Genomic DNA, 21516 nt, shown 5'->3' with positions numbered 1-21516 from the left:
GTTCTAATAATTTATTTTTATTCATTACTAATAGTACGGTTTTAAAAAAATGCAAAGCGACAATAATAATCCAGTTTTTAGTCAGATATATCGTGTTTATTATGAGGATACAGATGCAGGAGGCGTCATTTACCATAGCAATTATTTAAAGTTTATGGAACGAGTGCGCACTGAGTGGTTGCGTAGCTTTGGATATTCTCAACACGAATTAGCAAAAGAGGATTTATTGTTTGTTGTGCATTCTGCCTCATTGCGTTATGTAGCACCTGGTAGGTTAGATGATGAATTGTTAGTAACAGCTACTATTAAGGAAGTAAGAAGAGCAAGTTTTATATTTTTCCAACAAGTTTATAGGAAACTTGAAAATGGAGATAATGTATTACTTTGTGAGGGGGATATTAGGCTTACTTTAATCGACAAAGTTCTTTTTAAAAGTAAACCTTTGCCTGCTGGTTTTGTAGATAAATTCTTAAATTAATTATTGAATAAGTGTAGGAGATAACCGTGCAGCCAACTGTTCATGATATGTCTGTGTGGGGTTTAGTTACCCAAGCAACTTGGGTTGTACAATTAATTATGTTGGCATTATTAGCGTCTTCAATAATGTCATGGATTATTATTTTCCAACGTAGTAGGGTAATGAATACAGCTAAAAAAGGCTTAGATGAATTTGAAGATCAGTTTTGGTCTGGTATGGATCTTTCAAAACTTTATCGTCAAGTCACTGCTGATCCAGATCCCGATTGTGGGGTTGAGCAAATATTTAAATCAGGTTTTAAAGAGTTCTCTCGCCTAAGCCAATTACCAGGTATGGAGCCAGATGCAATTACGGTAGGTACTCAACGAGCAATGCGAGTAGCTATTGCAAGAGAAGAAGAGAAATTACAAAACCACTTACCGTTCTTGGCAACCGTTGGCTCAACTAGCCCTTATGTGGGTTTGTTTGGTACTGTTTGGGGTATTATGCACGCCTTTATGGGATTAGCGAATGTACAGCAAGCAACACTTTCTACGGTTGCACCAGGTATTGCGGAAGCATTGATTGCCACAGCGATTGGTTTATTTGCTGCTATTCCTGCGGTAATAGGTTATAACCGATTTGCAGCACGATCAGAAACTTTGTTAGGGCGCTATGAAACTTTTGCAGAAGAGTTCCAAGCTATTTTACACCGTAAAGTGCATTCATTTAATGACTAAAGAGGCATAATAAGGTGTCTAGACGTAATAAGCGTAAACCTGTTGCTGAGATGAATGTAGTGCCCTACATTGATGTAATGTTGGTGCTATTAGTTATTTTTATGGTAACTGCACCTATGTTGAATCAAGGGGTAAAGGTTGATTTACCAAAAGTAACTAGTGAACCATTACCTTCTGATACTAAGCAAAAGATTCTTACTGTATCAGTGAAAGCAGATAGTACCTATTATCTTTCTTATGGTGAAGGAGTAGATAACACAGGGGCAGGTAATAAGGCAATTTCATTGGAAGATATGACTAGCCAAGTGACTAAAATTATTACTGCACCAGGTAATGCAGGTAGCCAAGTATTTATCAGAGGAGATAAAACAGCGAGTTATGGATTAGTAATGGCAGCTATGTCAGCTTTACAACAAGCAGGCGTTAGCAATGTTGGATTGATAACAGAGTCTCCTAATGGCTAAGCGTTTCATTTCTTCAGAAAACTATACGATCCCCATAGTATTAGCCGTGATAGTTCATGTGCTAGTATTAGCTGGCTTTTTTATTGGTTGGTCGAATCATCCTGATATTTCTGCTGCTAAGCCTACTATGGTAGCTACTTTATATGAGGTAACTTCAAAAAGCCCTGCTACCACTCAAACATCTGAAAAGATAGCAGGTGAAGCAGAAAAAACTAAAGCTCCTCTATCAAAAGATGATCAAACAGCAACACAACGTGAAGAGCAAAAGAAAATAGCTGAACAGCAGGCCAAAGCAAAAGCAGAGGCTGCTGCTAAAAAACAGGCTGAAGATAAAGCGAAGGCAGATAAGGCAAAGGCTGATACTGATGCAAAAAAAGTAGCAGACGCTAAAGCAAAAGCAGAGGCTGCTAAAAAACAAGCAGAAGACAAGGCCAAGACGGAGAAAGCTAAAGCAGATAAGGCCAAGGCAGACAAAGCGAAGGCTGATGCTGAAGCCAAAAAGAAAGCTGCAGCAGATGCAAAGGCCAAGGCTGATGCAGCAGCACGAAAGGCTCAAGAAGATAAAGAGGCGGCTGCACTAGCAGATCTGCTAGGTGATAAAGTTGAGCATGCAGCCACTAAGGGAGATCAAGCAGGTAGTCAAGTAGTAGGTAGTATTGATGATTTAATTAAACGTTTAGTACAAGAGAATTGGACAGAGTTGGGTAATCCTGTGCCAGGTACTACCGTAGAATTAATGATTCAGATGTTACCTGATGGTACTATTACCAATGTAACAGTTAGTCGTAGTAGTGGTAATGCAGCCTTTGATACTTCGGCAGTGAATGCCGCTAAAAATCTTGGAAGAATACCTGAAATACAGAAATTAGATTCAAATACATTTAATCAGCTTTACCGACAAAGAAAATTCATTTTTACATCGAAAGGTTTATAACAGTGAAAAAGTTTATTCACATTCTCATCTTATATGTCATTGCTTTTATGGGCACTGCTAATGCAGCAGATGCAATTGTTATTGATGGTGGCAGTAATAAAGCTATTTCTATTGCTGTGGTGCCATTTGGTGATTCTGGTACACCAGATATTGCGACTTTGGTAGGCAATGATTTATATAATTCAGGTATTTTTGAACCATTACCTCGTCAAAATATGTTAAGCACGCCTCACAGACCTAATGAAGTTGCCTTTAGAGATTGGACAGCAGTTAATGCACAATTTTTATTAATAGGTAATGCAAGTAATGTGGGGGGTAAAATACAAGTACAATACTATTTGTATAATGTTACCTCACAACAGCAAATTTTTAGTGGTTCTGCTGTGGGTTCACCTAATCAAATTAGAAAGTTAGCTCATTATGTTTCTGATCAAGTATTTGAAAAGTTAACAGCTATAAAAGGTGCTTTCTCTACAAAATTACTTTATGTAACTTCAGCTGGCAATAATAGTTATACTTTACAAATGTCTGACTATGATGGTGCTAATTCAGTTACCTTGTTAAATTCAAAAGAACCTATTCTTTCTCCTCGCTTTTCTCCAGATAATAGGAAAGTGGTTTATGTTTCTTTTGAAAGCAAACGCCCACGTATTTATATGCAGGATATTGCGACAGGTACCCGTGACCAATTAACAAATTATGTAGGCTTAAACAGTGCGCCATCTTGGTCTCCCGATGGACAAAGGTTAGCTTTTGTATCCTCTAAAGATGGTAACCCAGAAATTTATACTATGCGTTTAGATAGTAAGTTAGTACATCGTTTAACTAATAATAATGCTATTGATACGGAGCCTTTCTGGAGTAAAGATGGTAGAAGCATTTATTTTACTTCTGACCGTTCAGGTAGCCCCCAGATTTATAAAATAAATGTAGCAACAGGTAGTACAGAGCGAGTAACAAGCACAGGTAACTATAATGCTAATCCTAAGTTATCTGCTGATGATGGTATGTTAGTGATGGTACATCGCCAAGACGGTTATCGTAACTTTGTGATTGCCACACAAAATTTAGTAACCAATAGAGTTAGTATTCTATCTAATACTAATTTAGATGAGTCACCTACTATTGCACCAAATGGAACAATGGTAATCTATGCAACACGTAAACAAGGTAAAGGCGTTTTGATGTTGGCCTCTATTAATGGACGCGTTCGCATTGAGCTACCAATTGATAATGGAGATATACGTGAGCCTTCATGGTCACCTTTTATAAAATGAGTTTTGTTATAGTTGAATAAGTTTGTTAATGAATATTAATTTTGGAGTTTTGATCAAATGAAAATTACTAAGTTTGCTATTTGTGCACTAATAATGGCCTTTGTTGTAGGTTGTTCTTCTAATAAAAATAATGATACCTCAGGTTCAACTGATGGTAACTCAGGCTATGATTCTAATGCAGGGGTAGGTGTTGGTACTGGTGATACTAGCGGTTTTAATGGTATGAGTGCGGAAGAAGTAGCTGCCTTAAGAGCGATTACTACCTTCTATTTCAATTATGATAGTTCAGATTTACAACCAGATTCAATGCGCGCTTTAGATGTACATGCCCATGACTTAATGCAAAATGGTAAACATGTTGTATTACAAGGTCATACTGATGAACGTGGTACTCGTGAGTATAATATGGCATTAGGTGAGCGTCGTGGTAATGCAGTAAAACGTTATTTAACTATGCAAGGTGTTTCTCCTTCACAGTTAGAAGTAGTTTCTTACGGTAAAGAGCGTCCAGCAGTGAGCGGACATGATGAAGCTGCATGGGCTAAAAATCGCCGTGTTGAGTTAATATTTCAATAAAGGATAGTGACTAATGAGATTGAGGATTTGGCAATTAAGCGTACTTGCATTATGTGGTTTCCCGTTATTAACTTTGGGACAGACAGCAGGACAGAATAATTCCAATTCTTCTGCTCTGTCAGGTCAAGCACAAGTATTTATGCAGTTACAGCAAATGCAGAATCAGATTAATCAGTTGCAAGGTACTGTAGAAGAACAGCAACTGTTAATTAAGCAATTGCAACAAGAAAGTTTGGATCGCTATCAGGATTTAGATAAACGTTTATCGAATGCTAATAGCCAGCCAGCAAAACCAGCTAGTAGTGATAATAGTAAAGCAATAGATGCTAATCAGCCATTAACACCACCAGCTAAACAAAGTAATGCACCTGCAGATCCTGAACAGGAAAAAATTTATTATAATGCTGCTTTTGGTTTGATTCAAAAGAAAGATTATGCAAAAGCTGAACAGGCATTTACTGCTTTTTTAAATAAATTTCCAAATAGCCAATATGCAGGTAATGCTCAATATTGGCTAGCAGAAGTTAATTTAGTACAGGGTGACTCACAGGGAGCTAGTACTAATTTTAGTAAAGTGATACAGCAGTATCCTAATCATTCTAAAGTACCTGATGCGATGTATAAATTAGCAACAGTACAACAGAAATTAGGTAATAATGATAAGGCTAAAGAGTTACTTAATCAGTTAGTTGCAAAGTATCCTAATAGTTCAGCAGCTACTTTAGCAAAACGCAGTTTATAAATAGTAAATTAATTATTGTTTATATTTTTAGGTATAGCTATATTCTCTAAGAGAATGTAGCTATTGTTTTTTTGCATCGGAGTCGGATGGCCTGTTTCGCTGTTACGACCGGGGCTTATTATGAAATTACGTATTACAGAGATTTTTTATTCATTACAAGGTGAATCTCGTTCTATTGGTTTACCAACTGTTTTTATTCGTTTAACAGGTTGTCCCCTGCGTTGTCAGTATTGTGATACTACTTATGCATTTAAGGGGGGAGAGTTGGTTGAGCTAACAGCTATTATGGAAAAAGTAGCTTCTTATAATCCACAATATGTCTGTGTGACAGGTGGTGAGCCTTTAGCCCAACCAAATTGTATTATGTTACTTAAGCAATTATGCGATGCAGGTTATCAAGTTTCTTTAGAAACGAGTGGTGCATTAGATATTTCAGCAACGGATATTCGAGTGAGTCGGGTAGTAGATTTAAAAACACCTGATTCTCAAGAGGTAGAACGTAATCTATATGAGAATATTAATTATCTTACGAAAAATGATCAGATTAAGTTTGTGATTTGTTCGAGAGATGATTACGATTGGGCAAAAACAAAATTGATTCAATATGATTTGTCTAATCGGGTGGATGAGGTTCTGTTTTCACCCAGTTTTCAACAAGTAAAACCACAGCAACTAGCTGATTGGATTATTGCTGATAATTTACCTGTACGTTTTCAATTACAGTTACATAAGATTCTTTGGAATGATGAGCCGGGTCACTAATATGTCTACTTCAAGTTCAATTAAAAAAGCGATTATTTTATTATCAGGTGGTTTGGATTCAGCCACTGTTTTAGCCATAGCAAAAGCAGAAGGTTACCAATGTCATACGATTAGTTTTGATTATGGACAACGCCATAGAGCGGAACTTAATGCAGCAGAACAGGTCTCTAAACAACTAGGCGCTACTTCTCATAAGGTTATAAAGTTAGGATTAGGTGACATCGGTGGTTCAGCGTTAACGGATGAATCAATTGATGTGCCAGAATCTCCTTGTGAAGGCATTCCTATTACTTATGTGCCTGCACGTAATACGGTGTTTTTATCCTTAGCATTAGGTTTAGCCGAAGTGACCGAAGCACAGGATATTTTTATTGGTGTGAATGCAATTGATTATTCAGGTTATCCTGATTGTCGTCCAGAGTATATTGCTGCTTTTGAGAAAATGGCTAATTTAGCCACTAAAGCTGGAGTGGAAGGCAAGTCATTTCGTATTCAAGCACCTTTACAGAATTTATCAAAAGCACAAATTATTCAGCGTGGTATAGCTTGTGGTGTAGATTATGCTCTGACGATCTCTTGTTATCAGGCTGATGAACATGGATATGCTTGTGGTAAGTGTGATAGTTGTCGCTTAAGAGCGGAAGGTTTTAAACAGTCTGGTGTTACAGATCCAACTCGCTATGTAAAATAGCAGAAGGACCTAATTGAGAAATTAACTATATTGAGAAAAGGAGTTATTGATTATGCAGAGTGCTTATATGGTACTCACTTTGTTGATGTTAGTCGGGATTTCTCAATTAGGTAGCCGTTTATTACCCTTTATCCCTGTTCCTATTTTACAAATAGTTCTAGGTACTATTGTGGCATGGCCAGCTTTAGGGGTTCATGTTGAGTTTGAACCTGAGCTTTTTTTAATGCTATTTTTACCACCTTTGCTATTTTCTGATGGTTGGCAAGTACCCAAACGAGATTTATGGAAGTATAAAGGCCCCATTTTTCTATTAGCTGTAGGCTTAGTGCTTTTTACAGTGATTATTGCTGGCTATTTTATTCATTTTTTAATTCCTACCATCTCATTAGCTGCTGCTTTTGCCTTAGCTGCAATGCTTTCACCTACCGATGCAGTGGCTGTATCTGCGGTAACCAGAGGCAAGTTACCAATACCATTAATGCGATTGTTACAAGGCGAGTCATTAATGAATGATGCATCTGGCCTTGTTACCTTTAAGTTTGCCTTAGCTGCTGCAATTACAGGTGTTTTCTCTATAGTAGATGCGAGTGTAACTTTTCTTATAGTGGCTTTGGGTGGTTTGGCTGTAGGCGTTATATTGAGTTGGTTGTTAGGTCAGTTACGCAGTTGGATGATTAATCGTGGTTGGGATGATCCAGCTACCCACGTAATGTTCATGCTTTTACTACCATTTTTAGCCTATGTGGTAGCAGAGCATTTTCATGTTTCTGGTATCTTATCTGCAGTGGCAGCGGGGATGATGCAGAGTTGGGTAGATTTATTACCAAAACAAACGTCAACGAGGTTATTAAATCGAAGTGTTTGGACACTTTTAGAGTTTGTGTTTAATGGTTTAATTTTTATTTTATTGGGATTGCAACTTCCTGATATTATTAAAAAAATGTTAGCTCGTATAGGCCCTGAGCATCAATTTTCTACAATGATGCAACAAATATTCGTAATATTTCTGATCTTTTTTATTTTAATAGTGCTTAGATACCTGTGGATACAAAGTAATTGGTATTTAATAAATCGTTTAAATAAAGTACGCAAAAAATCAGCTTCAGACGTACCTCGAACTAGAAGAGCGGCTCTACTTTTAACGTTAGGGGGTGTACGCGGTGCAGTTACTTTGGCAGGTACATTATCAATACCTTTATTTATAGATGCTAAAGCAGGTATAGTTTTTCCTGAACGCGATTTAATGATTTTTATTGCAGTAGGCGTTATTTTATTATCCTTAATTACTGCGTGTATCTTCTTACCTCTGTTGTTACGTGGTATAGAGATGAGAGTGGATGAGGGACGTAGAAAAGAGCTTCGTGAGGCATGGCATAAAACAGCAGAGGCTGCTATTCATGCGCTTGAAACAGAGGAGTTAACTTCTGATCCTAATATTTCACAGAATGCTGCATTAGCGACTATGGTGGCAGAAACAAAAGCTAGAATCATGGCTGAGTATAGAGAGCATTTAAATGCTTATGATAATAATACGGAGGAAATGCAAGTCCGTGCTGAGCAAAATAATAAAGTAGAGAAAATGCTTAGGCTACGTGCACTACGTGCGCAACGTTTAGAATTATATAGATTAAGACGTCATCGTGCGATAGGTGATGATATTGTCAGACAGGTTTTAGATGAATTAGATTTGCAGGAAGCTACATTGAGCGGTGCAACATCTGCTCATTAATTGTTGCAATAACACCAAGCGATTAAGGAAAGATTGTTTTATAATCTACCAATCTTCTCCTTAATTAGCAGATAGGTTGTTGTAAAGAGGGTATATAAGTACATGAATCAGCAAGATTACTTTATATTATGGTCAATATATGCCGTAGCTGCATTCATATTGTTGTTAGCCAGTATCTTTTTTACTAGTTTCTTGTGGCGTTTGATTAAAGAGCCTATTGTTTTAGTTATTACTATTTTATTGTTTTCTCCTACTTTAATTAACCCTGAACCTGCTCAATATGCCCCAGCTATTGCAGTAATGGCAATGGATTTTTTAATGCAGGTAGGTGATCATCAAGTAGCCATTGCCAATGAATTACTCTATAGAGTGGAAATAGCATTAGCTATTTATTTTATCTTTGCTATTTTTATTCGTTGGCCGCTAGAATATGGTTTTCGTAAATGGAGACAAAAACGTCAAAGTAATAAAGAGCAAGAGAGTATAATCTCTGTAGAAGAAGAGATTCAAGAACCAAGGTCATCATTACAGGCTGAAGAGAAGCTTTAATTTATATAATTAAAGTGTCATTAGGGGAGTTGTGAACATACGTACTATTTTAGTATTAAAGAAAGGATGTTTATATTGTACCAATCATGTTCTAAGGTCATTATATGTCTCAACAAATAGTTACTGATATTGTTATTGTAGGTGGTGGAGTTGCTGGATTATGGCTTAATGCACGACTTCATCAATTAGGTTATAGTACTTTAGTGATTGAAAATAATACGTTGGGAGGCGGACAATCTGTAAAGTCACAAGGCATTATTCATGGAGGTACTAAGTATGCACTAAATGGTGCATTAACAGGTGCTTCTGAGGCCATTTCAGGAATGCCTAAACGTTGGCGAGACTGTTTGGCAGGAAATGGTGAATTAGATTTAACAGGTGTTAATATTCTAAGCCATTATCACTATTTATGGTCACCAGGAAGTATTGCGGGTAATTTAATGAGTTTCTTTGCGAGTAAAGCTTTAAGAACTCGTGTAAAACAAGTAAAAAATAATGAATTACCTATGGCTTTGCAAAATGAACAGTTTAAGGGCAAAGCTTACCAGTTAGACGAATTAGTTTTAGATGTTCCTACTTTAATTAGTAGATTGGTGGAGTTGTCAGAAAACAATGTTTTAGCAGCTAAATCATTATCAGCTGTTAGTGTTTCTAAAGATAAAACAGTTATAAAAGCAGATGATTTTACTATAGAAACACAATGTTTGGTTTTATCAGCTGGTGAAGGTAATGAAGAACTGATGAAAGGTTTTAATCTTACTAAACCTGTAATGCAACTCAGACCTTTGCATATGGTAATGGTTAAGTCACCCAATATTAAACCATTGTATGCTCATTGTTTAGGTGCTGGAGTAAAACCCAGACTAACGGTTACAACACATTACCATCAAGATGGTACCCCTGTTTGGTATTTAGGTGCAGAGTTATCTGAAGCCAACGGTGTTGCCAGAAGTGAAAGTGAGCAAATAGAGTTTGCAAAATCGGAAGTAGCTAAGCTTCTTCCTTGGATTGATTTATCAAATGCAGAGTGGGTAACACTTAGAGTTAATCGTGCTGAGCCTGCTCAGAATAGTTTGATGCGTCCAGATAATGCCTTTATAGCAGAACAATTACCTATTATTGTAGGCTGGCCAACAAAATTAGCGTTAGCGCCTGATTTTGCAGATCAATGCATTAACAGTTTACAAAAAAATAATATAAAACCACTTTATCAACAACCATTGCCTCAACTTCCTAAGCCTTTTGTTGCCAAAAGAGTGTGGGATGAATTATTGCCATGAAAACTTTACATGAGTTGTACAGACCTTTAGGTAGTACAGGAATTGAAGTTTCTCCAATAGGTTTGGGGACTGTCAAAATTGGTCGTGATCAAGGTGTTAAATATCCAGCACATTTTACTATTCCTAATGATGATGAAGTTAAAGTATTGTTAAGAACAGCGCGTGATTTAGGTATTAACACCTTAGATACAGCTCCGGCTTATGGTAATAGTGAACAGCGATTAGGAGAATTATTAACTGATCGTGAGCAGTGGATAATAGTTAGTAAAGCAGGTGAAGAATTTATTAATGGTTCTTCTTCTTTTGATTTTAGTGTCACACATATTACTTCTTCCATTGAGCGGAGTCTTAAACGCTTACAAACAGATTATATTGATGTATTGTTAATACATTCTGATGGTAATGATTTACCCATTGTAAATGATCTAGAATTGTGGGACACGTTAAAAAAGCTAAAAGAACGAGGTCTTATCCGTAGTTTTGGTTTATCTGGAAAGACAGTTGAAGGTGGTATTAAAGCATTGCAGCAAAGTGATTGTGCAATGGTAACTTTTAACTTAAATGAACAGTCTGAAAAAGCAGTTTTGGACTATGCAGCTCAAAATAATAAAGGTATCTTTATCAAAAAAGCATTAGCTAGTGGGCATGTATGTGCTAATGTTGATAAATCTCCTATCGAAGCTAGTTTTGATTTAGTTTTTTCGCAACCAGCAGTATCATCATCAATTGTTGGTACAATTAATCTTCATCATTTAAAACAAAATATAGATGCAGCAATTGCTTGTTTAATTAAGTAGCTATGGCATAGCTAATCAATATAAAAATTAAATCGAATTAATACGAAGTTATACAGTAATTCTCCAGATGTGCGAGACCATTATAGGTTAGCTGTATTGTATGAACGTAATAGTCGTGATTGTTCTGCTTATATACATCAATAGTAAGAAAAGTTATGGCTCAAGAAATAAAGCTACCTTTCTCAGCAGAGAATAATAAAATATCTCCTGCTTTTAATTCATTGATTTGCATAATTTCGTCCTTCTTTTGTTATGAAAGTTAAACAGTCATCATTATTAAGATTGATCAATACCGCCAAAACGTTGATAGAAACTTCTATTTGCCTCTGCAAGCAATCCGTCTGCATTTTCTAGATTTTGATTAATCCATTTTTCTGCTGAAGAGGATATTAGACGATAGATATTACGACATAATTGTCTAGCTGCTCTCCCTTCCCAATCATTTGGTAATAACTCATCAGGTAGTTGAGGATCACGTAACTGTAATTTTCGATACTCATGGATAAGCAGTAATCTTATTAAGAAAGCATCACTAGGTTTTATAATTTTTGCTAAAGATAACTCTTGTAAAAGAGGGCGAAATGATTGCACAAAAGTTTGATATCCTTGTTTTAGCAAATCAATATTCCAACTTTCAGTGACTTGTTGTCTTAACGCTATAGAAGCCAGTATTTCTTGTGGTGTAGTAAAGAAGATAATGCAATCTTCTAAAACATCTAACTCTTGTAGGGTAGTGAAAATATCAGTGCGATCATATTGTGGACTACCCATAGTGTTAGGAGCTAATAATGCAAAGCCTAACCATTCTAATTTTTCACGAACTATTTTTCGTTTTTCTGTTGGAAGTTGTGAGGATATTATTATACACCACGTGCCATTCCATGATGCTGGGTTGGGAGAGTAGACTCGTTTAAATGCTTTTTCAAAACAACTACGTCCGTAATTTGTTAAAGCATAATAGCTTTTTCTGCCTATTTTATCATTAGTTAGCCAATTATCTTGGGTTAGTCGAAAAATTGAAGTTCTTACTAATCGTTCATTAATACCTAAAGGTTGTAATGCTTGGATTAAACTACCTAACCAAATACTACCACCATGAGGTTCTATCACATCTCCAAACAGAGTGATAATAAGTGAACTAGCTCTTATTGTTACTTGTTGTTGGTAGTTTTCAATAAGTTGGTTAAGTGTAGCTAATGTTGTCATGATTAAGTAATAGAATAAGTTATTGGAAAATAAGTAAGTTGAAAACTAATGACTATATCAGTTTTTATTTAGGAAAGAAATTTGGGCTTTAATAATGGATCTTCAGCTGTTAAAGGTCTATTTTCCTCTATTGCGGATAATGGTTCACAAATTTCCATATTGATGAGGCAATGTTTAGCAAGCGCTTGATATTCCTTAGTACCTCGTTGTTTCCAAGCCAGTTCTTTATCCATTAATTTGCGTTTAACTTCAGCAGGGGTACCCATAATCATCGACTGTTCTTCACAACTAAAACCTGCCTTAACAAAGGATGTAGCAGCGACAATGCAACGTGGTGCAATATGTGCACCATCCATTACAACTGCATTCATACCCACTAAACAATCTTCGCCAATGATACAGCCATGTAATACAGCACCATGACCAATATGACCATTTTTTTCAACGATTGTTTCTGCACCAGGAAAACCATGCATAACACAGGTATCTTGGAAATTACTGCCTTCTCGTAAAATAAGGCGACCAAAGTCACCGCGTAAGCAAGCAAGAGGGCCTATATAACATCCTGCTTCAACAATAACATCACCAATTAATACAGCAGTTGGATGAACATAGGCAGTTGGATGTACTACTGGAGTAAGATTTTGATATCGATAGCAAGTCATAATATTCTTATTTTAAAATGTTAATGAGAGAAATATATAATATATGATATTTAAAAATAAATAATATAAAAAATATGTAATATATTTTTATGTTTGTAAAAGATTTTATTTTATAAACTATAATTATTATTAATACATTCTTTTGTAGGATTTGCATATAATCATTTTTTACTATAAACAGTGATTATAAATAAAAATATAATACATTTTTAATGATTGTTTTAAATATTTTGTATCTTATTTGGTGATCTGGATATATGAATTTATTTAAATAATAAAAAAGCTAGTATAAACTGTAATCTGTTAACAGCTATTAGTATTAAAACAATAAAAACTTTATTAATAAGAGGGTGATCAGCATGTCTTTTGAGCATATTATTTTTAGCCTTGAGAATGGCATTGCAAAGCTAACATTAAATCGTCCAAAACAGCTAAATAGTTTTAATGAAGCTATGCATAAAGAAGTTAAACAGGTTTTAGATGAAATACAGTGTAACGAGCAAGTACGAGTTTTAGTGTTAACTGGTGCTGGACGTGGCTTTTGTGCAGGACAAGATTTAAGTGATCGTAATGTCAAAGCAAGTTCAGAGATGCCAAATTTAGGTTACTCAATAGAGCAATTTTATAATCCATTGATTTTACAATTACAAGATTTAGCGATACCAACTATTTGCGCTGTTAATGGTGTAGCGGCTGGCGCTGGCGCTAATATTCCATTAGCTTGTGATATTGTTATTGCTGCAAAATCAGCTAGCTTTATTCAAGCCTTTGTGAAAATAGGTTTAATTCCAGATTCTGGTGGTACATGGATATTACCTCGTTTAATTGGGTTGGCGAGGGCAAAAGCATTAACTTTGTTAGGTAATAAGTTATCTGCAGAACAGGCTGCTGATTGGGGATTGATTTGGCAATGTGTGGATGATGATAAGTTAGTTGAAGAAACGGATAAATTAGCTAGTCATTTCGCTGCTCAGCCTACCTATGGTTTAGCTTTAACAAAACAAGCATTGAATGTAAGTTTTGATAATACATTAGAGCAACAACTTAATATTGAACGTGATTTACAACGTCTAGCAGGACGTAGTGAAGATTATAAAGAAGGTGTTGCTGCATTTATAGAAAAACGTGCACCAGCATTTAAAGGTAAGTAATAGTATTTATTAGCTAATGGGAGGATTTGTATGAATTAATTAAGTGATCATTTATTAACTATTACTTTTGAATAAATTGTAAAAATAACAATAATAAATTTTAAAACTAAATTAGTTTCACTGAAAACAAGTACAATAGAGAGTGTGTGATTATGCAAAAAGTACAATTAGATCCAATTGAAACAGCCAGTATTGATGAGTTGCGTGGGCTACAAATTGAACGTTTAAAACAAAGTGTTAAATATGCTTATGATAATGTTCCTTTTTATCGTCAAAAATTTGAAGAGCAAGGTGTTCATCCAGACGAATTAAATTCTCTAGAGGATTTAAGTAAATTCCCTTTCACCGTTAAAACAGATTTACGTGATAACTATCCGTTTAATATGTTTGCAGTACCTATGAATAAAATCGTTCGATTACATGCTTCTAGTGGTACAACAGGAAAACCAACAGTAGTAGGATACACACAAAATGATATTGATGCATGGGCCAATGTAGTAGCACGTTCTATTCGTGCGGCTGGCGGTAAACCTGGTGATAAAGTACAGGTTTCTTATGGTTATGGCTTATTTACAGGTGGTCTGGGTGTTCACTATGGCGCAGAACGCTTAGGCTGTGCTGTCATTCCTATGTCTGGTGGTCAAACCGAAAAGCAGGTTCAACTTATTCTAGATTTAAAGCCAGATATTATTATGGTTACCCCTTCATATATGCTCAATATAGCAGATGAATTAGAGAAGCAAGGTATATCGGCAGAGGAGATTAATCTACGCGTAGGAATTTTTGGTGCTGAACCTTGGACTGGTGATTTGCGTCAAGCTATTGAGAGACGTCTTGGTATTAATGCATTGGATATTTATGGTTTATCAGAAATGATGGGACCAGGCGTTGCGATGGAGTGTATTGAAACTAAAGATGGCCCAACCATTTGGGAAGATTATTATTATCCTGAAATTATTGATCCTGTTACTTTAGAAGTATTACCTGATGGTGAAATTGGGGAGTTGGTTTTAACAGGTTTACAAAAAGAAGCATTGCCTATTATTCGTTATCGTACCCGTGATTTAACGCGATTATTACCTGGTACTGCTCGCCCTATGCGTCGTTTAGAGCGAATCACTGCACGTAGCGATGATATGATGATTATCCGTGGTATTAATGTGTATCCAACCCAAATTGAAGAGCTTGTATTAAAAGTACCACAGCTTTCTGAAACATACGAAATACATTTAACTCGTAGAGGTAATCTAGATAGTTTAAGCCTCCATGTAGAGTTTAAAGCTGATTATCAAGGTTTATCTGATGATGTAAAAAATAGAGCACTTCAAGAGCTGTCAAAGCACTTTAAAAACTATATAGGTATTAATGCGGAGATTATAGTAAGACCTTGTTATAGTATTAAACGATCAGAGGGTAAGGCTGCTAGGGTTTTTGACCAACGTAAGGCGTCCTAAATATAAAAAAGTCTTAATATGATACTTTTTGTTTAATTTAATAAAAAATAATGTATCATATTTAGGCAAACAAAAATAAGAAAGGAGACATCCCATGTATGCACAACTAGTCGAGACAGGTGTAAAGCGTATCAAAACTTTTGAAGAAATGTCTGATGAAGAAAAAGCTTTTCAAATACGTATTGATGAAGAAATTAAGATAGAACCTAAAAATTGGATGCCTGAGGCATATAGAAAAACACTTATACGTCAAATATCACAACATGCTCATTCAGAAGTAGTGGGTATGTTGCCTGAGGGAAACTGGGTAACTCGTGCCCCTTCTTTTAAACGCAAATTACAGTTAATGGCAAAGATTCAAGATGAGTCTGGGCATGGTTTATACTTGTACAGTGCGATGGAAACATTAGGTGCTGATCGTGATGAGGAAGTGGCCAAACTACATGCAGGTAAAGCTAAGTATTCAAGTATCTTTAATTACCCTACATTGAATTGGGCTGATGTAGGTGCTGTCGGTTGGTTGGTTGATGGAGCTGCTATTGTTAACCAAGTAGCCTTACAACGTACTTCTTATGGTCCTTATTCTAGAGCGATGATTCGTATTTGTAAGGAGGAGAGCTTCCATCAACGTCAAGGTTATGAAATTTTATTAACCATGATGCAACAAGGTAATGCTGCTCAAAAAGAAATGGTGCAGGATGCTATTAACCGTCTTTGGTGGCCGTCTTTAATGATGTTTGGTCCTAGTGATCATGACTCACCTAATAGTGCTCAATCAATGGCATGGAAAATTAAACGTAAAAGTAATGATGACTTACGCCAACAATTTATTGATCAAACTGTACCACAACTAGAGTTTCTAGGCTGTACAGCACCTGATCCAGAGTTGAAATGGAATGAAGAACGTAGTCATTATGATTTTGGTGAAATCAAGTGGGATGAGTTTTATGAAGTAATTAAAGGCAATGGGCCTTGTAACTATGAGCGTATTACAACAAGACGTAAAGCTATTGACGACGGTGCTTGGGTTCGTGAAGCAGCCGTAGCTTATGCTGCAAAACAAAACATGAAAAATAAAAATCAAGTTGCCTAATTAGGAGAATAACAATGTCAGAGTGGACTTTATACGAAGTATTTGTACGTAGTAAACATGGTCTTAATCACAAACACGTAGGCAGTATTCATGCCGCGGATGGGCGTATGGCTATCGAAAGTGCGCGTGATTTATATACCCGTCGTAACGAAGGGGTAAGTATTTGGGTTGTTCCATCTACTGATATTACAGCCTCTTCACCTGATGAAAAAGAAGCATTATTTGATCCATCAGAAGATAAAGTATATCGCCATGCTAGCTTTTACGAGCTACCTAAAGAAGTTGGACAAATGTGAGGTAGTTATGTCAAAAGATATTTTAGTGAATTATTTACTGCACTTAGGTGATAGTGCATTAATCACAGGGCAGCGACTTTGTGAGTTGTGTGGCAGAGCGCCAGCATTAGAAGAAGAAATTGCGCTAATGAACCTTGGTTTAGACTTAGTAGGTCAAGCAAGAAATTGGATGGATTATGCAGCAGAAGTTGTGAATGATGGACGTTGCGCTGATGATTTAGCTTATCGTCGTGATGAAAGAGCTTACCGTAATTTATTGTTAGTGGAACAGCATAATGGTGATTATGCAGTGACTACCTGTAAATTATTCTTCTATGATGTTTGGCATTATCATACTTTACAAAGTTTAACTAATAGTAAAGATGAAAGAATAGTAGCCATTGCTGCTAAAGCATTAAAAGAGGTGAGTTATCATCTACGTCGTTCTACTGAATGGATAAAACGTTTTGCAGATGGTACTGAGGAAAGTAGAAAACGGCTATTAGCTGCAATTAATGAATTATGGCGTTTTACTTATGAATTAGAGCATCCAAATGAAACCATCAAACAGTTATTTGCAGAAGGTGTTATAGAAGATCCTCAGCAAGTGGCTAGTAATTGGCGTAAAACGGTTACAGATGTATTCACCAGTGTGGATATTAAAGTACCAGAACCCGCTAAGTATATTTATTTAGATGGTAGTAAGGGTATGCATACAGAGTTATTGGGTATCATCCTAGCTGAAATGCAGTTTTTACCAAGAGCCTATCCAGATGCAGTATGGTAATTTGATTGCAGGTGACTCAGGAGCCCGTATAGGGTCTCCTGCAGACATCGAGCGTGCATGGAAGATTTTAGAGCAGGTTATGGATCCAGAAGTACCTGTAGTAAGTGTAGTTGATCTAGGGATCATTCGTAATGTTGATTGGCAACAGGGGCATCTATTGGTGGGAGTAACACCTACTTACTCTGGTTGTCCTGCTACTGATTTTATAGAAGAAGAAATCAGAGATGCTTTGGAAAAGGCAGGATTTATTAATCCTAAATTAGAGCGTCAATTGAGCCCTGCATGGACTACCGCATGGATTACTACACGAGGGCGCGAAAAACTGGAGGCTTTTGGTATTGCCCCACCTGTTGATAGCCCTAATAAGGGGAGTCTTACCCATAATGAACCAGTAGTTAGATGTCCGCAGTGTGGTAGTACACATACTGAGGTTATTAGCCAGTTTGGTTCTACTGCTTGTAAAGCACTTTATCGTTGTAATGAATGCGCTGAACCATTTGATTATTTTAAGTGCATTTGATGAAAAGAATAAACGGAGAATAATAATGAAAAAGCAGTTCCATCAATTAACTATCACGGATATACGTCCAGAAACACGTGATACTGTATCAATTGCTTTTGGTGTTCCAGCAGATTTAGCAAACGATTTTCGTTTTAATCCAGGTCAATATCTTGTGTTAAAAAAAGATATTAATGGTGAAGATGTAAGACGCTCTTACTCTATTTGTAGTGGTCTTTATGATAATGAACTACGGGTTGCTGTTAAGAAAGTAGCCGATGGTTTGTTTTCTACTTATGCCAATGAGCAACTTAAAGTAGGTGAAAGTTTAGAAGTAATGCCGCCAGATGGTAACTTCTATATTGAATTAGATGTTAATCGTGCAGCTAATTACTTGGCGGTAGCTGCGGGTAGTGGAATTACACCTATTTTATCAATTATTAAATCTACTTTAGAGGCAGAGCCAAAAAGTACCTTTACACTAGTTTATGGTAATCGCTCTACACCTAATACTATTTTTAGAGAACAGTTAGAAGATTTAAAAAATACTTACTTAGAACGTTTAAATCTTATCTTTATATTTAGTCGAGAACCTCAAGATATTGATCTTTATAATGGACATGTTGATGCCGAAAAGTGTCAAACATTCTTCTCTCGCTGGATTGATTTAGCTAATACCACGGCTGCATTTATCTGTGGTCCACAGGAAATGACAGAGATTGTTAAACAGCAATTACTTGATGGTGGTATGAGTAAAGAACACATCCACTTTGAGTTATTTGCAACCTCAGCGCCTCAGCAAAAAATGAGGGAGCGTACTACAGTTAAAGGTACTGATAAGCAAACTAGTCAGGTTACTGTAGTCGTTGATGGACGTAGTCAAACTATTGACTTGCCAAGAAATACTGAGAGTATTTTAGAAGCAGCAAATAAACAGGGTGCTGATCTACCTTTCTCTTGTAAAGCAGGTGTTTGTTCAACTTGTAGAGCAAAAGTGGTGGAAGGTGAAGTTGAAATGGATAATAACTTTGCCTTAGAAGATTACGAGGTGGCTGCAGGTTATGTGTTGTCCTGCCAGTGTTACCCACTGAGTGATAAAGTTGTTTTAGATTATGATCTATAAGTTTTTATTTTATAGTTATTAAAAATTACTTATATCAGCTTCTTAAAACAACAACTAATAAAGAAAAGTTAAAGTAAATATAAAATGGAGTAATGTTAATTGCTCCAATTTAAACTCTAGAATCACATCTAAATAGAATTTAATTAAACCTTAACACCTTTGTGTGTAGGTGGTTGGGAGAAATTACTAATGTCTGTCATACAAAGTTTTATTGCTGGACAATGGGTTGGACAACAAACATCGCAAGCGTTAACCAGTGCTATTAATGGTAGTATTATTGGTTACACTCATGCAGAATCTTTAGATTTTAATGAAGCATTAGACTATGCTTATAAACAAGGACAATGTTCCTTACGAAAATTTGACTTTCAACAACGTGCTGCACAGCTAAAAGCATTAGCCGTTTACCTTAATAAACACAAAGAAGAATTATATAAAATTTCTTATTATTCAGGTGCTACTCGAAATGATAGTTGGATTGATATTGAAGGTGGAATAGCTACTCTTTTTGCCTATGCGAGTATTGGGCGAAGAGAGTTGCCATCAGGTAATGTATTGCACGAAGGCCCTGTAATCCCATTAGGTAAAGAAAATCATTTTGCAGGAACCCATATTTTAGTACCGCGTTCTGGTGTAGCTGTACATATTAATGCGTTTAATTTTCCAGTATGGGGATTATTAGAAAAATTTGCCCCTAACTTTTTAGCAGGTATGCCTTGTATTGCTAAACCAGCTACTTCAACCTGTTATTTAACAGAAGCATTAGTTAAGTTAATAGATAAATCTGATATTTTACCTACAGGTAGCTTACAATTAATTATAGGTTCTACAGGCGATTTATTAGATATTTTAACTGAACAAGATGTGGTGACTTTTACAGGATCTGCGTCAACAGCCAATAAGTTACGTAGTAATATCCATTTAATTAGTCGTTCAATTCCTTTTAATGCTGAAGCCGATTCGTTAAATGCGGCTATTCTCGCTTCTGATATATCACCTAATGATGCTGAGTTTGATATTTTTGTTAAAGAAGTCGTGCGTGAAATGACCGTGAAGGCTGGTCAGAAATGTACAGCTATTCGTCGTATTATTGTACCAAAACAGTATATTGATGAGGTGGCGGAACGCATTAAAGATCGATTAGCTAAAGTTACAGTGGGTGACCCTGCTGTTGAAGGCGTTAAAATGGGGGCAGTTGCTTCTTTAGAGCAAAAGCAAGATGTTGAACAGCATATTGCTAAGTTATTAAAAAACAGTGAATTAATTTATGGAGAGAGTGCTGATTTTGCACCTGTAGGTAATAATCTGAAAGAGGGTGCTTTCTTACAACCGACTTTATTATTAAGTAAGCAGTCGGCTGCTGACGCAAGTGTTCATTCAATAGAGGCATTTGGACCTGTCAGCACCTTAATTGCTTATTCTGGTGATATTGAAGAGGCTGTTGCTATTGCCTCTTATGGTAAAGGTAGTTTAGTGAGCACATTAACGACTAAAAAGCCAAGTCTTGCAGCTCAAGCTATACCTACTGCTGCTCGTTGGAATGGACGTATATTAGTATTGGATAAAGAGGCGGCTCTCGAATCTACAGGACATGGTTCTCCTTTGTCCATATTGAAACATGGTGGTCCAGGGCGTGCTGGTGGTGGCGAAGAATTAGGTGGATTACGCGCAGTTAAACATTATTTACAGCGTACAGCTATCCAAGGTTCACCTACTATGTTGGCCGCTATTACCAAAGAGTATGTAAGAGGCTCAGAGATTATTGAAACACCTACTCATCCTTTCCGTCATTATTTTGAAGATTTACAGATAGGTGAGTCATTATTAACTCATCGTAGAACAGTAACAGAAGCTGATCTTGTGAACTTTGGCTGTTTATCGGGTGATCATTTTTATATGCATTTCGATGAAATCGCCGCTAAAGACTCACTGTTTGGTAAACGAATAGCGCATGGTTATTTTGTCTTATCCGCTGCTGCTGGGTTATTCGTATCAGCAGCCCCAGGGCCAGTATTAGCTAATTATGGTTTGGATAATCTACGCTTCGTTAATCCTGTTGGTATTGGTGATACGATTCAAGCACGCTTAACCTGTAAACGTAAAATAGATCAAGGTAAAACATCACCTGATGGTACAGGGCAGGGTGTAGTAGCTTGGGATGTGCAAGTAACTAATCAAAATGATGAGTTAGTTGCTAGCTATGATATTTTAACGCTGGTAAGCAAGAAAGAGTAGTGTATAACATTGCCCACTACAATCTAAATT

The 21516-nt window shown here is 36.4% G+C and carries 23 protein-coding genes; 21 read left to right on the top strand and 2 right to left on the bottom strand.

Annotation, left to right across the window (positions count from 1 at the left end; all coding sequences use genetic code 11):
- Positions 1-49: 49 nt before the first annotated feature.
- From ACQVD9_RS14385 to ACQVD9_RS14325, 13 genes are all read left to right on the top strand, one after another.
- Positions 50-478: a YbgC/FadM family acyl-CoA thioesterase gene (locus ACQVD9_RS14385; RefSeq protein WP_264746612.1), complete on the top strand. Its 429-nt coding sequence runs from the start codon at positions 50-52 to the stop codon at positions 476-478.
- A gap of 26 nt (positions 479-504) precedes the next feature.
- On the top strand, positions 505-1197 hold the full coding sequence (gene tolQ / locus ACQVD9_RS14380) for a protein TolQ (RefSeq protein ID WP_264746611.1): 693 nt from the start codon (positions 505-507) through the stop codon (positions 1195-1197).
- A gap of 14 nt (positions 1198-1211) precedes the next feature.
- Positions 1212-1661, top strand: a complete 450-nt coding sequence (tolR, locus tag ACQVD9_RS14375) for a protein TolR (protein WP_264746610.1) — start codon at positions 1212-1214, stop codon at positions 1659-1661.
- Positions 1654-2595, top strand: a complete 942-nt coding sequence (tolA, locus tag ACQVD9_RS14370) for a cell envelope integrity protein TolA (protein ID WP_264746609.1) — start codon at positions 1654-1656, stop codon at positions 2593-2595. The genes tolR and tolA overlap by 8 nt, the downstream gene beginning before the upstream one ends.
- 2 nt (positions 2596-2597) lie before the next feature.
- Positions 2598-3872, top strand: coding sequence for a Tol-Pal system beta propeller repeat protein TolB (gene tolB / locus ACQVD9_RS14365; RefSeq protein WP_413774167.1), 1275 nt, complete (start codon positions 2598-2600; stop codon positions 3870-3872).
- 57 nt (positions 3873-3929) lie between these two features.
- Positions 3930-4448, top strand: coding sequence for a peptidoglycan-associated lipoprotein Pal (gene pal, locus ACQVD9_RS14360; RefSeq protein WP_264746608.1), 519 nt, complete (start codon positions 3930-3932; stop codon positions 4446-4448).
- 13 nt (positions 4449-4461) lie between these two features.
- Positions 4462-5190, top strand: a complete 729-nt coding sequence (gene ybgF, locus ACQVD9_RS14355) for a tol-pal system protein YbgF (RefSeq protein WP_264746607.1) — start codon at positions 4462-4464, stop codon at positions 5188-5190.
- Positions 5191-5310: 120 nt separating this feature from the next.
- Complete coding sequence (gene queE / locus ACQVD9_RS14350) at positions 5311-5952, top strand: 7-carboxy-7-deazaguanine synthase QueE (RefSeq protein WP_264746606.1); 642 nt, start codon at positions 5311-5313, stop codon at positions 5950-5952.
- Between the two features lies 1 nt (position 5953).
- Entirely contained in the window at positions 5954-6643 is a 690-nt protein-coding gene (gene queC, locus ACQVD9_RS14345) for a 7-cyano-7-deazaguanine synthase QueC (protein WP_264746605.1), read from the top strand.
- Positions 6644-6695: 52 nt separating this feature from the next.
- Positions 6696-8372: a Na+/H+ antiporter gene (locus ACQVD9_RS14340; RefSeq protein ID WP_264746604.1), complete on the top strand. Its 1677-nt coding sequence runs from the start codon at positions 6696-6698 to the stop codon at positions 8370-8372.
- Positions 8373-8474: 102 nt separating this feature from the next.
- Positions 8475-8921: a hypothetical protein gene (locus tag ACQVD9_RS14335; RefSeq protein WP_264746603.1), complete on the top strand. Its 447-nt coding sequence runs from the start codon at positions 8475-8477 to the stop codon at positions 8919-8921.
- Between the two features lie 104 nt (positions 8922-9025).
- The gene (locus ACQVD9_RS14330) at positions 9026-10201 is read left to right on the top strand and encodes an FAD-dependent oxidoreductase (RefSeq protein ID WP_264746602.1); all 1176 of its coding nucleotides are present in this window, start codon (positions 9026-9028) and stop codon (positions 10199-10201) included.
- Positions 10192-10998 carry an aldo/keto reductase gene (locus ACQVD9_RS14325; RefSeq protein ID WP_264747804.1) on the top strand — a complete coding sequence of 269 codons (807 nt, stop codon included), beginning with the start codon at positions 10192-10194 and terminating at the stop codon, positions 10996-10998. Before ACQVD9_RS14330 ends, ACQVD9_RS14325 begins: the two co-directional genes overlap by 10 nt.
- Before the next feature lie 276 nt (positions 10999-11274).
- On the opposite strand, the gene paaX is transcribed toward ACQVD9_RS14325, so the two are convergent.
- Together paaX and ACQVD9_RS14315 are read right to left on the bottom strand one after the other, a co-directional pair.
- The gene (gene paaX / locus ACQVD9_RS14320) at positions 11275-12204 is read right to left on the bottom strand and encodes a phenylacetic acid degradation operon negative regulatory protein PaaX (RefSeq protein WP_264746601.1); all 930 of its coding nucleotides are present in this window, start codon (positions 12202-12204) and stop codon (positions 11275-11277) included.
- A gap of 68 nt (positions 12205-12272) precedes the next feature.
- On the bottom strand, positions 12273-12869 hold the full coding sequence (locus ACQVD9_RS14315) for a DapH/DapD/GlmU-related protein (protein ID WP_264746600.1): 597 nt from the start codon (positions 12867-12869) through the stop codon (positions 12273-12275).
- 359 nt (positions 12870-13228) lie between these two features.
- On the opposite strand from ACQVD9_RS14315, the gene paaG reads away from it, so the two are divergent.
- The 8 genes from paaG to paaZ all read left to right on the top strand — a co-directional run bounded on the left by paaG (position 13229) and on the right by paaZ (position 21486).
- A complete protein-coding gene (gene paaG / locus ACQVD9_RS14310) occupies positions 13229-14020 on the top strand; it encodes a 2-(1,2-epoxy-1,2-dihydrophenyl)acetyl-CoA isomerase PaaG (protein WP_264746599.1) in 792 nt (263 codons plus the stop codon).
- A 152-nt stretch (positions 14021-14172) separates the two neighbouring features.
- Complete coding sequence (gene paaK / locus ACQVD9_RS14305; protein ID WP_264746598.1) at positions 14173-15474, top strand: phenylacetate--CoA ligase PaaK; 1302 nt, start codon at positions 14173-14175, stop codon at positions 15472-15474.
- A gap of 94 nt (positions 15475-15568) precedes the next feature.
- A complete protein-coding gene (gene paaA, locus ACQVD9_RS14300) occupies positions 15569-16567 on the top strand; it encodes a 1,2-phenylacetyl-CoA epoxidase subunit PaaA (protein ID WP_264746597.1) in 999 nt (332 codons plus the stop codon).
- Positions 16568-16581: 14 nt separating this feature from the next.
- Positions 16582-16863 (top strand): 1,2-phenylacetyl-CoA epoxidase subunit PaaB, encoded by a 282-nt coding sequence (paaB, locus tag ACQVD9_RS14295; RefSeq protein WP_201093711.1) that lies wholly within the window; start codon positions 16582-16584, stop codon positions 16861-16863.
- A 7-nt stretch (positions 16864-16870) separates the two neighbouring features.
- Positions 16871-17629, top strand: coding sequence for a 1,2-phenylacetyl-CoA epoxidase subunit PaaC (gene paaC, locus ACQVD9_RS14290; protein WP_264746596.1), 759 nt, complete (start codon positions 16871-16873; stop codon positions 17627-17629).
- Positions 17616-18149: a 1,2-phenylacetyl-CoA epoxidase subunit PaaD gene (paaD, locus tag ACQVD9_RS14285; protein ID WP_264746595.1), complete on the top strand. Its 534-nt coding sequence runs from the start codon at positions 17616-17618 to the stop codon at positions 18147-18149. Before paaC ends, paaD begins: the two co-directional genes overlap by 14 nt.
- A 25-nt stretch (positions 18150-18174) precedes the next feature.
- Positions 18175-19251: a 1,2-phenylacetyl-CoA epoxidase subunit PaaE gene (gene paaE / locus ACQVD9_RS14280; protein WP_264746594.1), complete on the top strand. Its 1077-nt coding sequence runs from the start codon at positions 18175-18177 to the stop codon at positions 19249-19251.
- 189 nt (positions 19252-19440) lie between these two features.
- Entirely contained in the window at positions 19441-21486 is a 2046-nt protein-coding gene (gene paaZ / locus ACQVD9_RS14275; RefSeq protein WP_264746593.1) for a phenylacetic acid degradation bifunctional protein PaaZ, read from the top strand.
- Positions 21487-21516 lie beyond the last annotated feature (30 nt).

It is taken from the genome of Entomomonas sp. E7T21, assembly GCF_058693955.1.
This window is presented reverse-complemented; position numbering and strand designations above follow the sequence as displayed.